This window comes from Arthrobacter sp. 7Tela_A1, assembly GCF_049311065.1.
Lineage (GTDB): Bacteria > Actinomycetota > Actinomycetes > Actinomycetales > Micrococcaceae > Arthrobacter_B.
In genome coordinates this window covers 53984-69067 of sequence record NZ_JAXIOO010000009.1, presented here as the reverse complement: position 1 = coordinate 69067, position 15084 = coordinate 53984, and the positions used below count along the sequence as shown (strand labels likewise).

At 65.6% G+C, this 15084-nt stretch carries 10 protein-coding genes; 5 read left to right on the top strand and 5 right to left on the bottom strand.

The genetic code is table 11. From position 1 onward, the window contains the following. Positions 1-8: 8 nt before the first annotated feature. Positions 9-848, bottom strand: a complete 840-nt coding sequence (locus tag TVB01_RS05970; protein WP_422454889.1) for a ParA family protein — start codon at positions 846-848, stop codon at positions 9-11. A gap of 245 nt (positions 849-1093) precedes the next feature. On the opposite strand from TVB01_RS05970, the gene TVB01_RS05965 reads away from it, so the two are divergent. Next, a complete protein-coding gene (locus TVB01_RS05965) occupies positions 1094-4492 on the top strand; it encodes a pyruvate carboxylase (protein WP_422454887.1) in 3399 nt (1132 codons plus the stop codon). A 47-nt stretch (positions 4493-4539) separates the two neighbouring features. Continuing rightward, positions 4540-5967, top strand: a complete 1428-nt coding sequence (locus tag TVB01_RS05960; protein ID WP_422454886.1) for a mycothione reductase — start codon at positions 4540-4542, stop codon at positions 5965-5967. 73 nt (positions 5968-6040) lie between these two features. Here TVB01_RS05960 and TVB01_RS05955 read toward each other — a convergent pair whose 3' ends face one another. After that, the gene (locus tag TVB01_RS05955; RefSeq protein ID WP_422454885.1) at positions 6041-7849 is read right to left on the bottom strand and encodes an AMP-dependent synthetase/ligase; all 1809 of its coding nucleotides are present in this window, start codon (positions 7847-7849) and stop codon (positions 6041-6043) included. A 251-nt stretch (positions 7850-8100) separates the two neighbouring features. On the opposite strand from TVB01_RS05955, the gene TVB01_RS05950 reads away from it, so the two are divergent. Further along, positions 8101-9063: an ROK family glucokinase gene (locus tag TVB01_RS05950; RefSeq protein ID WP_422454883.1), complete on the top strand. Its 963-nt coding sequence runs from the start codon at positions 8101-8103 to the stop codon at positions 9061-9063. A 15-nt stretch (positions 9064-9078) separates the two neighbouring features. Here TVB01_RS05950 and TVB01_RS05945 read toward each other — a convergent pair whose 3' ends face one another. Further along, positions 9079-9612 (bottom strand): hypothetical protein, encoded by a 534-nt coding sequence (locus tag TVB01_RS05945; protein WP_422454881.1) that lies wholly within the window; start codon positions 9610-9612, stop codon positions 9079-9081. Continuing rightward, positions 9609-10367, bottom strand: coding sequence for an alpha/beta hydrolase (locus tag TVB01_RS05940; RefSeq protein ID WP_422454879.1), 759 nt, complete (start codon positions 10365-10367; stop codon positions 9609-9611). Before TVB01_RS05940 ends, TVB01_RS05945 begins: the two co-directional genes overlap by 4 nt. Positions 10368-10532: 165 nt before the next feature. Here TVB01_RS05940 and TVB01_RS05935 point away from each other — a divergent pair, with 165 nt between their 5' ends. Next, positions 10533-11453: a lysophospholipid acyltransferase family protein gene (locus TVB01_RS05935; protein ID WP_422454878.1), complete on the top strand. Its 921-nt coding sequence runs from the start codon at positions 10533-10535 to the stop codon at positions 11451-11453. An 87-nt stretch (positions 11454-11540) separates the two neighbouring features. Then, the gene (locus TVB01_RS05930) at positions 11541-12929 is read left to right on the top strand and encodes a class II 3-deoxy-7-phosphoheptulonate synthase (protein ID WP_422454876.1); all 1389 of its coding nucleotides are present in this window, start codon (positions 11541-11543) and stop codon (positions 12927-12929) included. On the opposite strand, the gene pknB is transcribed toward TVB01_RS05930, so the two are convergent. Then, positions 12926-15001, bottom strand: a complete 2076-nt coding sequence (pknB, locus tag TVB01_RS05925; protein ID WP_422454874.1) for a Stk1 family PASTA domain-containing Ser/Thr kinase — start codon at positions 14999-15001, stop codon at positions 12926-12928. The genes TVB01_RS05930 and pknB overlap by 4 nt on opposite strands. Between the last annotated feature and the right edge of the window lie 83 nt (positions 15002-15084).

Sequence of the window (15084 nt, the reverse complement as noted above, 5' to 3'; positions counted from 1 at the left end):
ATGAAGTGTCAGCCGGCCGGCCGGCGCATCACGCGGTTGCGGACGCTGCCGGTTTGGACAAGGTTCTTGAGCAAGGCGTCAAAAGTCGAGGCTGCCTGTTTGGCCGATTCGCCGGGCCAGTGGTGGACAGAGTGTGCCGCCCCCTGGATCTGCTGCCAGTTGGCGTGTTCGGCAATATTCGGTTCCAGCAGCAGGCCGCCGAACATCTGCTTCATTTCGGCCAGCCGGAAGGTGTGTTCGTTCGAGGTGGGGCGCACCCGGTTCGCCACGATTCCGGCAGGGGCCAGGTTAGGTGCGAACTCGCGGCGGAACAGGTCCAGGGCCCGCATGGTGCGTTCGGTGCCCGCCACGGAGAAGAGGCCGGGTTCGGCAACCAGCAGGACGCGGTTTGACGCCGTCCAGGCGATGCGGGTCAGTCCGTTGAGTGACGGAGGGCAGTCGATGAGGACCAGTCCGTAACCGTTGACCTTGGCCAGAAGGGTGGAGAGCCTCTTGAGGTCCCGCTTGCCAAGATCGGGCCGGTCGTAGATACCCGAATAGGCCGAACCCATGGCCACATCCAGGACGGGAGCACGGTTCGAACCCTCATTGCGCTTCTTGGCTGTTTCCACCCACCCGCTGGGAACTACGTTCGCTGCGAGGTCTGCCCGGCGCGCATTGCGCAGCATGTCGCCGATGCCAAGGTTGTCTCCGGCCGATACCGCAAGTCCGGTTGTGGCATCCGCATGCGGATCGAGGTCAACCACCAGGGTAGGGATGCCGGCGGCCAGTGCGGCTGAAGCCAGTCCCAAGGTCACGGAGGTCTTGCCGACGCCGCCTTTCAGGCTGCTGATGCTCACTACTTGCACTTGTTGAACCAATACCTAACGTGTCGAGGGATCACGGGCGCCGGGTCCGTGCCAGGGAACCGTACTCATTCTATGTGACGCGTGCGGGCAAGCCGGGCAGGCACGGGTTTGCACATCTGCGTCCGGCACTGAACTATGCTCGATGTGACGTCCGTAACGTCTGCTTGCTGTTTTTGGTGCCCGTACAGACACTGAAGGTTCATGCGGTCACCGGTTCCATCCACTCGCAACGATGCAGGAGTGCTATGTTCTCGAAGATTCTGGTCGCCAACCGCGGCGAAATCGCCATTCGCGCCTTCCGTGCGGCCTATGAGCTCGGCGCGAAGACGGTGGCGGTTTTCCCGCACGAGGACCGCAACTCCATCCACCGCCAGAAGGCCGACGAGGCCTACCTGATCGGCAGCGAAGGTCATCCCGTCCGGGCCTACCTCGACGTAGACGAAATCATCCGGGTTGCCCGCGAAGCCGGCTGCGACGCCATCTACCCGGGGTATGGCTTCCTGTCGGAGAATCCCCAGCTGGCACGTGCAGCCAAGGCTGCGGGCATCACCTTCATCGGTCCGGCAGCGGACATCCTGGAGCTCGCCGGCCACAAGGTGCACGCCCTGAACGCCGCGCGGGAGGCGGGGATTCCCGTTCTGCGCTCCACTGCCCCCAGTTCAGACCCCGAGGAGCTCCTCGCCGAGGCCGAAGAGATCGGCTTCCCCATCTTCGTCAAGGCTGTGGCCGGCGGCGGCGGACGCGGCATGCGCCGGGTGGACACGGCCAGCGACCTGCCTGAAGCGCTGAACGCCGCAATGCGGGAGGCTGACACGGCCTTCGGCGACCCCACGGTCTTCCTGGAGCAGGCGGTGCTGCGTCCGCGTCACATCGAGGTACAGATCCTTGCTGACGGCGAAGGCAATATCATCCATCTCTTCGAGCGCGACTGCTCCCTGCAGCGCCGCCACCAGAAAGTCATCGAGATCGCCCCTGCTCCGAACCTCGATGAGGAAATCCGGCAGGCACTCTACCGGGACGCGGTGAAGTTCGCGAAGGCGCTGAAGTACGTCAACGCCGGCACGGTCGAATTCCTCGTGGACACCGTTGGTGAACGCGCCGGACAGCACGTGTTCATCGAAATGAACCCCCGTATCCAGGTCGAGCACACCGTCACCGAGGAAATTACCGACGTAGACCTCGTGCAGTCGCAGATGCGGATCGCAGCGGGGGAGACCCTGGCGGATCTCGGCCTGGCACAGGATGAACTGCGGATCCGCGGTGCGGCCCTGCAGTGCCGTATCACGACTGAAGACCCGGCCAACGGCTTCCGGCCCGACGTCGGCAAGATCAGCGCCTACCGATCCGCCGGCGGCGCCGGTGTCCGGCTGGACGGCGGCACGGTGTACGCAGGCGCGGACATCAGCCCGCACTTCGATTCGATGCTGGTCAAGCTCACCTGCCGGGGGAGGACTTACCCGGCAGCCGTGAACCGTGCCCGCCGGGCGCTGGCCGAATTCCGGATCCGGGGGGTCTCGAGCAACATCTCCTTCCTGCAGGCTGTGCTGGAAGACCCGGACTTTGTGGCCGGTGATGTCGCGACGTCCTTCATCGAGGAACGGCCCGAACTGCTGAACGCCCGCGGACCTGCCGACCGCGGTACCAAGCTGCTGAACTGGCTGGCCGACGTCACTGTGCACAAGCCGCATGGAGAGCCCGAAGCCCAGATCGATCCCCGGGAGAAGCTTCCACAGGACCTGCCGGAGCCGAAACCGGGCTCGAGGCAACGGCTGCAGGAGCTGGGCCCCGAGCGGTTCGCCGCGGAACTGCGTGCGCAGAGGGCCCTCGCGGTAACGGATACAACCTTCCGCGACGCCCACCAGTCCCTGCTCGCCACCCGCGTCCGCACCCGTGACCTGGTGGGCGCGGCACCCGCCGTGGCTGCCCTGACGCCGGAACTGCTGTCCGTGGAAGCCTGGGGCGGAGCTACCTACGACGTCGCGCTCCGCTTCCTGGGCGAAGACCCCTGGGAGCGGCTGGACGCGCTGCGCCAGGCCCTTCCGAACATCTGCATCCAGATGCTGCTCCGCGGCCGGAATACGGTGGGCTATACGCCCTACCCCACGGAAGTCACCGATGCCTTCGTCGAGGAAGCAGCTGCTGCCGGCGTCGACATTTTCCGCATCTTCGACGCGCTGAACGACGTCGAGCAGATGGCGCCCGCCATTGAGGCCGTGCGGCGTACCGGAACTGCCGTCGCCGAGGTCGCCCTCTGCTACACCGCGGACATGATGGATCCGGAGGAAAAGCTCTACACCCTGGACTATTACCTGGATCTGGCCCAGAAGATCGTCGACGCCGGAGCCCACATCCTGGCGATCAAGGACATGGCCGGGCTGCTGCGTCCGGCGGCCGCCGCCAAGCTGGTTGCCGCCCTGCGGGAACGCTTCGACCTGCCCGTCCACCTGCACACCCATGACACCGCAGGCGGCCAGCTGGCCACGCTGCTAGCCGCAGCCGAAGCCGGAGTCGATGCCGTGGACGTCGCCAGTGCCACGCTTGCCGGCACCACCAGCCAGCCGTCGGCGTCGTCGCTTGTGGCAGCCCTTGCCCACACCGAGAGGGACACCGGCCTCAGCCTGAAGGCTGTCAGTTCCCTGGAGCCGTACTGGGAAGCGGTGCGGCGGGTGTACGCACCGTTCGAATCCGGGCTGGCTGGTCCTACGGGCCGTGTCTACCGGCACGAAATCCCCGGCGGCCAGCTCTCAAACCTCCGCCAGCAGGCAATTGCGCTCGGCCTGGGCCAGCGGTTCGAAGCGATTGAGGACATGTACACGGCCGCGGACCGGATCCTGGGCCGCCTGGTCAAGGTGACTCCCTCGTCCAAGGTGGTCGGGGACCTCGCCCTGCAGCTGGTGGGCGGGAACGTCTCTCCCGAAGACTTCGAGGAGAACCCGCAGAACTACGACATTCCGGATTCGGTGATCGGCTTCCTGAGCGGGGAACTGGGCGATCCGCCCGGAGGCTGGCCGGAACCCTTCCGCACCAAGGCGCTGCAGGGCCGCACACCGAAGCCCCGCCACGTGGAGCTCACCGAGGTCGACGAGGAGGGACTGGCCGGTGATTCCGCGACGCGCCGGGCCACCCTCAACCGGCTGCTCTTTGCCGGTCCTGCCCGCGAATTCGCCACAACGCGGGAGACCTTCGGGGACCTCTCGGTGCTGGATACCCGGGACTACCTGTATGGCCTCCGCCCCGGAGTGGAGCACGTCGTGGAGCTGGAGAAGGGTGTGCGCCTGATCGCAACGCTTGAAGCCGTGTCCGAACCTGATGACAAGGGCATGCGCACGGTCATGGCGACCTTGAACGGGCAGATGCGCCCGGTCGTCGTGCGTGACCGCAACGTCACCACGGACACCAAGGTGGCAGAGCGGGCGGATCCCGCGGAGCCGGGACAGGTAGCGGCACCGTTCGCCGGTGCTGTGACGGTGACTGTCGAAGAAGGCGCTGACGTAGCGGCAGGGGAGACCGTTGCCACGATTGAAGCGATGAAGATGGAAGCTTCCATTACCGCGCCGGTCACCGGGAAGGTGAGGCGCCTGGCGGTCAGCGGAGTTCAGCAGGTCGACGGCGGGGACCTGCTGGTAGTGATCGAACCCAGCTAGCGTCCGGCCGCGAAGGAGGCCGGAGCCGGCGCCGATAGACTGGAGAGGTGACTCATTACGACCTCGCCATCATCGGCTCCGGCTCCGGCAACTCCCTTATCACTCCCGCATGGGATGACCGGAAGGTAGCCGTCATTGACGGCGGGACCTTTGGAGGCACGTGCCTGAACGTGGGCTGCATCCCCACGAAAATGTTCGTGTATCCGGCGCAGCTGGCAGCACAGGCCGCGGAAGCGGCCCGGCTCGGCGTGGATGCGCGGATCGAAGGCGTCCGGTGGCGCGAGATCCGGGACCGGATTTTCAGCCGGATCGACTCGATCTCCGAGGGTGGAAGACGCTACCGGGACGAGGAGCTGGAGAACGTCACCCTGTACAGCGAGTTCGTCCGGTTTACGGGAACGCACAGCCTGGAGACAGCGTCCGGAGCCGAGATCACAGCGGACCAGATCGTCATCGCCGCCGGATCGCGTCCGGTCCTGCCGGACATCCCCGGGATTGACCTGCCGCAGGTACATACCTCCGACACCGTGATGCGTGTTGAAGAACTGCCCGAACGGGTCCTCATCCTGGGCGGCGGCTACATTGCAGCCGAGTTTGGCTTCGTCTTTTCTGCTTTCGGCTCCAGCGTGACCATGGCCGTCCGCTCCGGCGCCCTGCTGCGCGCCCAGGATGAAACCGTTTCCGAGCGTTTCACCGAGGCCGCCGCTGCCCAGTGGGATCTCCGGCTGAACACCACAGTCCAGTCCCTGGCGGAAAACCCTGACGGCTCGGTGCGGGCCATGCTGTCCGGACCCGCCGGCGCTTCACCGCTCGACGTCGACTTGGTCCTGGTGGCCACCGGACGCGTCCCCAACACCGACCGCCTGGACACGGCAGCCGCAGGTTTCGACCTGGAACCGGACCGCCGCCTCGCCGTGGATGAGTACCAGCGGGTCCTGAGCGAGGGCAACCCGGTGCCCGGGGTCTGGGCGCTGGGTGATGTCAGCAGTGAGCACCAGCTCAAACACGTCGCCAACCTCGAAGCCCGCACCGTGACGCACAACCTGCTGCACCCGGATGACCTGCAGGCAGCGTCGCACCGCTTTGTCCCCGCCGCCGTCTTCAGCCATCCCCAGATCGCTTCGGTGGGCCTCACCGAAGCGCAGGCCAGGGAGTACGCCTTGGAGAACGGGATGGACCTGGTGATGGCAGTCCAGGAATACGGTTCGACGGCGTACGGCTGGGCCATGGAAGACAGCACGGGATTTGTGAAGCTGCTGGCGGACCGCACCTCCGGCCGCCTGCTGGGCGCCCACATCATGGGACATGAAGCCTCCATGCTCCTCCAGCCCCTGGTCCAGGCCATGGCCTTCGACCTGGACGCGTACACCATGGCCCGCGGACAGTACTGGATCCATCCGGCCCTGACCGAGGTAGTCGAAAACGCGCTGCTGTCGCTGGGCACCGATCCGCAGGACACGGCGCTTCGGGCGTAGCGGCAGAGTCCGGGAACATGCAGCGGGAGCCCGGCACATGGCCGGGCTCCCGCTGTGGTTTATCCGTGTGCCGCTAGACGCGCTGGCCGGAATAGATGTCTTCGACCACGTCGGAGTAGTCCTTGAGGACCTGGGCCCGCTTGATTTTCAAGGAGGGAGTGAGGTGTCCGCTGGCTTCGGTGAAGTCGGTGGTCACCACGCGGAACACCTTGATTGCCTCGGCCTGTGAAACGGCCTTATTGGCCCGGTCCACCAGTGCCTGCAGTTCGTCCTGCAGTTTCTGCGACTGGGCGGCGTCAGCCACCGTCGTGTCGGCCGGCATGCCGTGCCGTTCCAGCCAGCCCGGAAGGGCTTCCTCGTCGATGGTGATCAGGGCGGAGATGAACGGCCGCTGGTCGCCGACAACAACGCACTGGGAAACGATGGCGTCGGCGCGGATCGAGTCTTCGAGCATGGCGGGGATAACGTTCTTGCCGCCGGCGGTCACGATGATTTCCTTCTTGCGGCCCGTGATCCTCAGGTACCCGTCAGAATCGAGCTGGCCAATGTCACCGGTGCGGAACCAGCCGTCAATGAAGTTGTCCTCCGTCAGGTCCGGCCGCTTGAAGTAACCCTTCATCACGGAAACGCCCTTGGTGAGGATTTCGCCGTCGTCGGCAATCTTGACCGAGTTGCCCGGAAGCGGTGCGCCAACGGTGCCGATCTTGATCAGTTTCGGGGTGTTCACGCTGATGGGGGCAGTGGTTTCGGTCAGGCCGTAGCCTTCCAGGACTACGACGCCGATGCCGTGGAAGAAGTGGCCAAGCCGGTCACCCAGGGGTGCGCCGCCGGAAATGGCGTACTTCACCCGTCCGCCCATCGCGGTCCGGATCTTGGTGTAGAGCAGCTTGTCGAAGAGCGCGTGCCGCAGCTTGAGTCCGAGCGGGATCTTGCCGGTTTCAGCGGCCTTGGACCACTCAATGGCAGTCTTGGCGCCGGCATGGAAGATCTTGCCCTTGCCGCCGTCTTCGGCCTTCAGCATGGAGGAGTTGTACACCTTTTCGAAGACGCGCGGAACTACCAGCAGGAAGGTCGGCTTGTAGCTCTGCAGATCCGGAAGCAGGTTCTTGACGTCCGCGGTGTGGGCCACGGTGGAGCCGGCGGCCACGGCCAGCACCGAAATGAACCGGGCGAAGACGTGGGCCAGCGGCAGGAACATAATGGTCTGGGCGCCTTCTTTGGCGACCTCCGGCAGTGCCATGGTGGAGTTCCGGGAGAGCTCGACGAAGTTGCTGTGCGTGAGTTCGCAGCCCTTCGGCTTGCCCGTGGTGCCGGAAGTGTAGATGATCGTGGCGGTGTCTTCGAGGCCGGCCTTGGAACGGCGCGCTTCGAGTTCCTCGTCGGTGACGTCCTTACCGGCTTCCCGGAGCGTGTCCAGTCCGCCGCCGTCCATCTGCCAGACATTCTTGACGCCGGAGAGGTCTTCGTCGGCTGCAGCCTGGCGCACGACGTTTTCATGGCGGGCAGCTTCCACGACTACGCCAACAGCCTCCGAATCGCCGAGGATCCAGGCGACCTGCGCGGGGGACGAGGTTTCGTAGACGGGAACGGAAACGGCTCCGGCAAACCAGATGGCGAAGTCGACCAGGGTCCACTCATAGCGGGTGCGGGCCATGATGCCCACGCGGTCGCCGGCACCGATACCGGAAGCAATCAGTCCTTTGGCAATCCTGGAGACATCGGCAAGGAACTCCGTCGCGGTGATGTTCTGCCAGGTGTCACCGGTTGAACGCACGGCGAAAAGAGCCGGATTGGACGGCTTGGATGCCTGTTCCAGCAGCAGGTCCGTAGTGTTCGTCTCCGGCGGTGATTCCACCAGGACGGGAACGCTGTATTCGCGCACGATAGCTCCTTCGATATCTGTTCGGACGGCGGGATGTGATCCCTACCCTATAACCTGGATCACATTTTCGTACTGGAGGGTAACTTGCGAAAAGATAACGGTTGGCCCGCAGAGGGTTGCGCTTTGCCTAGAATAGGTTTTTGATGCCTCCCCTTAATCCAGCTCCAGTCCCTCCTTCCCCCGCAGTACGGTGGCCCCGGCGCACTGGGGACCCCTTCCGGCCACGCCGGGCGGTCCGGCTCCCCAGTCCCATGCGGCGGCGCGGACTCGCGATCGGGATCGACATCGGCGGAACGAAAGTCGCGGCCGGACTGGTTGATTCAAGCGGCCGGGTGCTGGCCGAGGTCCGCCGCTCCACACCGGGACAGGACCCGCGCGAGGTGGAACAGGTCATTGTCGAACTGGTCCATGAACTCTCCCGGGACAAGCACGTGTGGTCGGTGGGCATCGGCGCAGCAGGCTGGATGGACCTGGCCGGCAGCACTGTCCTCTTCAGTCCGCACCTGGCCTGGCGCAACGAACCCCTGCAGCAGAACCTGGAGCGGCTGCTGAAGCGGCGGGTGTATCTGGCCAACGACGCCGACGGCGCGGCCTGGGCCGAGTGGCGCTTTGGCGCCGGGGTGGGGGAGAGCAGGCTGGTCTGCATCACGCTCGGCACCGGAATCGGCGGAGCCATGATCATGGACGGGAGGCTGGAACGCGGCCGCTTTGGTGTGGCAGGGGAGTTCGGCCACCAGATCATCATGCCGCAGGGCCAGCGGTGCGAGTGCGGCAACAGGGGCTGCTGGGAGCAGTACGCTTCCGGAAATGCACTGGGCCGGGAGGCCCGGGAACTCGCTGCCGCCAATTCTCCGGTGGCCCAGGAACTGCTGCGGAGCGTCGAAGGCCGCATTCCCGATATCACCGGGGCAGTCGTGACGCGCCTGGCGCTGGAGGGCGACCGGACCGCCATCGAGCTTGTCGGGGAGGTGGGCGAGTGGCTCGGACTTGGCCTGGCCAACCTTGCTGCCGCCCTGGACCCCGGAATGTTCGTTATCGGCGGCGGTCTCAGTTCCGCCGGTGAACTGCTGCTGGAACCCGCCCGGCGAGCGTATTCACGCAACCTTACGGGCCGGGGGTTCCGTCCCGAAGCGAGAATTGAGCAGGCGGCCCTGGGCCCTGCCGCCGGCCTGATCGGCGCGGCTGACCTGTCCCGGGTTGCTGCCCGGCACTGAGGTCGCCTTCCGCGATTACACGGCAGCGCCGTCGTCGTCCTCATCCCGGTTCTGCGGCAGGCGGAACAGGAGATAACCGGAGGATGCGATGAAGATGGTGACAATTCCCAGGATTACCGGCAAGGGAGCGTTCCGCCAGAACATGGCGAACAGCAGGAGCATCAGCGGTCCGCCTGCGGCACCAAGCCAGGCCAGGATGACCAGCGGTTCACCGCTGCCCAGGGGCGGCGGCTCCTCAGGGATGAAGCGGCCGTCCGAATCGTCTTCCGCCGGCGAGTAGTCGCGCGGGCCTGGTTCCGCAGGCTGGGCCCTGTGCAGCGGCTGGTTCTCGAAAATTGCCCGGGTGCGCTCGGCGGGCGTCCGGGGATCCGCGGTTCCGCTGCCCTCCGGGGACGCCGGAGCCGGTCCCGCAGCGGGCGTTCCTGTGTCCCGGAACGGCTGCCCGCCGCCGCGGGGATCGGAGTCGGGAGTCTCCTGGAGACGCGCCACCAGATCCAGCCACGCGGCTTCGTCCGTGGAGTCGTTGCGGTCCGGCTCGCGGTCGCTCATGCCGATGTACCTGCACTCACATGTTGGATGAATTCGTGGGAACGGGAAAAAATCAACGGGGCGTCGTGGTCCATGGTCGCCACGTGATAGCTGTTGGGCAGGGGTACGACTTCCAGTTCGGAGCACAGCTGCCGCAGCACATCCATGCTCGATTCCGGGACCACAGGGTCAATGGCGGAACGGAAAGCGATAACCGGGACGCTGAGGAGGGGCAGAAGGTTTGTGGTGTCCCTGAAGAGCTTCAGGACTTCGGCGACGGCACCCACAGGAGTCCGTGAGTACGCGCCTTCGTCCTGCCCCTGCAGCTTGATGCTGTTCCCAATCGCGGGCACTGAGCGCAGCACGTATTTGAGCAGGTGCGCATAGCGGGCCCGGGGGTCCGCGACCGTAAGTCCGGGGTTTACCACGGCGACACCGGCAACCGGCTGCTTGGCCGCCAGCCGGAGCGCCAAGGTCCCGCCCATGGAGAGGCCGGCCGCAAAAACCCTCTCGGTCCGGCCTGCGAGTTCGGTGTACGCATCTTCATAACCCTGGTACCAGTGCTGCCAGGGCGTGCGTGCCAGCTCCTGCCAGGTAGTCCCGTGGCCGGGAAGCAAAGGGAGGCTGACTGCATAGCCGGCGTCCGCGAGGTACCGGGCCCAGCCCAGGAGGCTCACCGTCGACCCGGTGAAGCCATGGCTGAGCAACACGCCGGTGGAGGCGTTCGGCCCACTGCCGGGGCTCGAAAAGGGCGCCGGAGACGCGGAGAAAGTCATGAGTCAATGGTTGCATTTAGGCGCCGATTTTCCACCCCGGAGGAAACAAAGTCCCCGTCCGCGCCGCGGCAGGAACTATGCCCTGCCGCCGGGGCGCATAGAGTAGTACCTAGGGGAGCCAAAACAGGTTCCTCACATTGTTTGTCCGACGGGAGAGCTGGCCGCGTGTTCTATTGGGTGATGAAGACGATTTTCATCGGACCGGTGGTAAATCTTCTGTTCCGGCCGTGGGTCAAAGGCATGGATAACGTGCCCGCCGCCGGGCCGGCAATCCTCGTGAGCAACCACCTCTCGTTTTCCGATTCGATCTTCCTCCCGCTGGCCGTTCCCCGGCCGGTCAGCTTCCTGGCCAAGTCCGAGTACTTCACCGGACGCGGCCTCAAAGGCAAGCTCACGGCAGCATTCTTCCGCCTGACCAACCAGCTGCCTATCGACCGTTCCGGCGGCGCGGCGTCTGAAGCGGCGCTGCGGGCAGGCGTCAAGGTCCTGGAATCAGGGAACCTGCTGGGGATCTATCCCGAGGGGACACGCAGCCCTGACGGCAGGCTTTACCGCGGCAAGACCGGCGTGGCCAAGATGGCGCTGCAGACCGGTGTTCCCGTGATTCCGGTAGCCATGATCGGGACAGACAAGGTCCAGCCCATTGGACGGCGCATCCCCAACATTCGTCGTATTGGGATCATCGTCGGTGAGCCGCTCGACTTCTCCCGTTATGCCGGCCTGGAAAACGACCGCTTCGTCCAGCGCTCGGTTACCGACGAAATCATGTATGAACTGATGCGGCTTTCCGGCCAGGAGTACGTCGACGTGTATGCCAGCACCGTGAAGGACAAGATGTCCGCGGCGCGCAAGGTTTCCAAGGCAGCGGAGAACCGCAGTGCTGCGGTCCGGCTCCCGCATTCCGAATCACCCGAACCCGGCGTCGGGCCTTCCGCCGGCCGCCGCGGCGGACACAAGGAACCGGGCGAAATCACGGTGATCGGTGCCCCCGGAACAGCCGCACCCAAGAAACCGGCCAAGGGCCAGGAACAGGCTGGTCCAGTGGAGGATGCTGAAGGACAGCAGGAGACTCCGCACAGCGCCTAGTCTCCGGTGGCCCTGCGGCCGCTGTGAAGTGCGTAACAGGACGCATTGGATCGCCGGGCCGGGTCCTGCTGGACGTAGGCTTTAAGCGTGAGCCAAAAACCTGCTGAACTCGATCCCAGTTTCCCGCCCTCTTCCGGTGCAGCCGTCTACCCTGGACTCGATGACTGGCGGGACCTTCCTGTCTCCCAGCAGCCGGTCTGGCATGACGATCCCGGTTACGAGGCCGCCGTCGCGGAACTGTCCATGGTTCCGCCGCTCGTTTTTGCCGGCGAAGTGGACATTCTCCGTGACCGGCTGGCGCAGGCAGCCCAGGGCAAAGCATTCCTGCTGCAGGGCGGGGACTGCGCCGAGACGTTCGATGCCGCCACTGCGGACAAGATCAGTGCCCGTGTGCGCACGATCCTGCAGATGTCCGTGGTGCTGACCTACGGTGCGTCGCTGCCGGTGATCAAAATGGGCCGCATGGCCGGACAGTTTGCCAAGCCCCGCTCCTCGAACGAGGAAACCCGCAACGGCGTGACCCTTCCTGCCTACCGCGGGGACATGGTCAACGGCTTCGAATTCACTCCCGAGTCGCGGCGGCACGACCCGGCACGCATGGTCCGGGCGTACCACACCTCTGCTTCCACGCTGAACCTGATCCGGGCCTTCACGCAGGGTGGCTTTGCCGACCTGCGCCTGGTTCATCACTGGAACCGCGGCTTCACTGCGAACCCTGCCCATTCGCGCTACGAATCCCTGGCCCGTGACATTGACCGGGCAGTGCGTTTCATGGACGTCTGCGGCGCGGACTTCGAGGCGCTGAAACGGGTGGAGTTCTTCGCGAGCCATGAAGCCCTGCTCCTGGACTACGAGCGTGCACTGACCCGCATCGACTCCCGTACCGGTTATCCCTACGACACCTCCGCACATTTCCTCTGGATCGGTGAGCGGACGCGGAACCTCGATTCCGCCCACGTTGATTTCCTCTCCCGTGTCCGCAATCCCATCGGTGTGAAGCTCGGTCCGAACACCACCCCGGAAGATGCCCTGGCGCTTATCGACAAGCTGGACCCACACCGGGAACCCGGACGCCTGACGTTCATCACGCGGATGGGTGCGCAGAACATCCGCGAGAAGCTGCCGAATTTGGTGGAAAAGGTCACGGCCTCCGGAGCGCAGGTCCTGTGGGTCACCGATCCCATGCATGGAAACACGGTGACGTCTCCCAACGGGTACAAGACCCGGAATTTCGACGACGTCATGGACGAGGTGCGCGGATTCTTTGAGGTGCACAATTCTCTGGGCACCTTCCCGGGCGGCCTGCACGTGGAAATGACCGGCGACGACGTCGCAGAGTGCCTGGGCGGCGCCGACCCCGTGGACCAGGAGGCTTTCGTGGAAGGCTACGAGTCGGTCTGCGACCCGCGGCTGAACCACATGCAGTCCCTGGAGATGGCCTTCCTGGTCGCCGGTGCGCTGGCAGAGAAAAGCTAGACAACCGTCAAGGTGATGACCGCGCCTTCGGGCGCGGTCCCGCCTGAGGGGTCCTGCGCGCGGACGGTTCCGAAGAAGCCGCCCAGGATTTCGTTGACCTGCACGTCGAAGCCCAGTTCTTCCAGCTCCTTGCGCGCAGTGTCTGCCTGTTTCCCCACGTAGCTGGGGACCTGGACCATCCGCGGCCCGTCCGAAATGGTCAGTGTGACCGTCCCGCCGCGCTCCAGCAATCCCCCCTCGGGAGACTGGGCGGCCACGGAGCCTTCGGCGATGTCGCGGCTGTTGACCCGCTCCGGCTCAACGGCGGCCACCAGGCCGGCGGCTTCGATGCGCTTCACGGCCTCGTCCTGGGAAAGTCCTGCCACCGCCGGAACGTCGACGGGCGCCGGACCCTTCGAAACCGTCAGGTCCACCGGGGTCCCGCGGCGAAGCTCGGCATCGGCGGCCGGGACCTGGGCAATGACCTGCCCGGCGGGGATGTCCTCGCTGTACTCCTCCGTGACGGCTCCGGCGGTGAGCCCGGCGTCCGTGAGTTCCCGGCCGGCGTCTTCCTGTGTCCGCTGGAGAACGTTGGGTACGGCAAAGAGCTCGGGGCCGCGGGAAACGAGCAGCGTCACGGTCTGAAACCTGCGAATCTCCTCAGCGGCACCGGGCTCGGTGCCGATGGCCAGTCCGGCGGCCACCACTTCGTCATACACCTCGTCCGTGGTGTACCTCAGTCCCTCATCCCCAAGGCGTGCGCCTGCGGCCTCAACCGACGTGTTGGAAACATCGGGGACCGCTACCAGGGCTCCGGGTCCTGCCCCGAAGAACCAGCCGGCGAAGGCCGCGGCGGCAACCAGCAGGGTCAACAGGAGCGCCAGCAGGACTCCGCGTCTGCGCGGACGTCCCGAGCGAAGCGAAACCTCGGGCCTCTGGGCCTGCCTGCTGGACTGCTTCTGGCGCGCCTTGAAGTCCCGGCGCGCCTGCCGCCGTCCTGCCCGGGGCGACACGAAGTCCTCGTCTCTATCATCGCCCTCGTCGTAGTCGTCCTGGTCCTCGCGCCCCACTCCGGAAAGGACCGTCGTGGCGTTGTCGGCGCGCTGAAGGATTTCAGTGGCGTTGGGCTCGGTCCGTCCCGGAGCATCGGTGCGGGGGATCACTTCCGTAGCGCCGGACGGCGGACGGATCAGGGTGGTGGAATCGGTCTGGCCGGGCAGCTGCGGCGCTGTTGTCCCGGGTGCGTGGAAGTCGAGCTGCTCGTCGGTGAGGGAAGTGCGGATGTGCCGCAGTTCCCCGAGCAGGGCGCTGCCGTCCACCGGACGTTCTTCCGGATCCTGGGCCGTGCACCACTGGACCAGTTCGTCGAGGTCCTGGGCAAGGCCCGGGCAGAGGCCGGACGGTGCCGGCACCGTGGAGTGGACATGCGCGAAGGCAACCTGGATGGGGACCTCACCGGTGAAGGGCTGCACGCCGGTGAGCATTTCGTACAGCATGATGCCGGCCGAGTAAATGTCGCTGCGTGCGTCCGCGCCGGCGCCGGTGACGAGCTCCGGCGCCAGATAGGCCACAGTGCCGACCAGGGTTCCGGTATTCGTGCTCGTGGTAACGGCACGGGCCAGGCCAAAGTCGGCGATCTTGATCGCTCCGCTGCCCGCCAGCAGCACGTTTTCAGGCTTGACGTCGCGGTGTACCAAGCCGGCGTCGTGCGCTGCTGCCAATCCATCGACCACTGCGTCCATCAGGGCCAGCGCCAGCCGCGGCGTGAGGACAGTGCGCTCATTCAGCACATCGCGCAGGGTCCGGCCCGGGACATATTCCATGACCAGATAGGCAAGTGCTCCCTCAACGCCCTGATCAAGCACGCCAACGACATGAGGGTGGGAGAGCCGGGCCGCAGACTTCGCTTCCCGCTCGAACCGGTCCAGGAATCCGCGGTCCGCCGCCAGGTGGGGATAGAGGACCTTCAGTGCCACATCCCGGTCCAGGCGTGTGTCAGTGGCGAGGTAGACCGTGGACATCCCGCCGCGGGCAATGCGGGAGCGCACCAGGTAGCGGCTGTCTACCAAGGTCTCCAGAAGTGGGTCATTCACGGGCTCATGCACCCTTTGATCCTATAAGCGGAAACGGGGGGGGGGGGGGGGGGCCCCCCCCCCCCCCCCCCCCCCCCCCCCCC

Excerpts from the sequence above, each read along its gene's own strand:
- TVB01_RS05940 (WP_422454879.1), bottom strand. The coding sequence starts at position 10,367 with ATGACTTTCTCCGCGTCTCCGGCGCCCTTTTCGAGCCCCGGCAGTGGG.
- TVB01_RS05965 (WP_422454887.1), top strand. The coding sequence starts at position 1,094 with ATGTTCTCGAAGATTCTGGTCGCCAACCGCGGCGAAATCGCCATTCGC.
- TVB01_RS05945 (WP_422454881.1), bottom strand. The coding sequence starts at position 9,612 with ATGAGCGACCGCGAGCCGGACCGCAACGACTCCACGGACGAAGCCGCG.
- TVB01_RS05950 (WP_422454883.1), top strand. The coding sequence starts at position 8,101 with ATGCGGCGGCGCGGACTCGCGATCGGGATCGACATCGGCGGAACGAAA.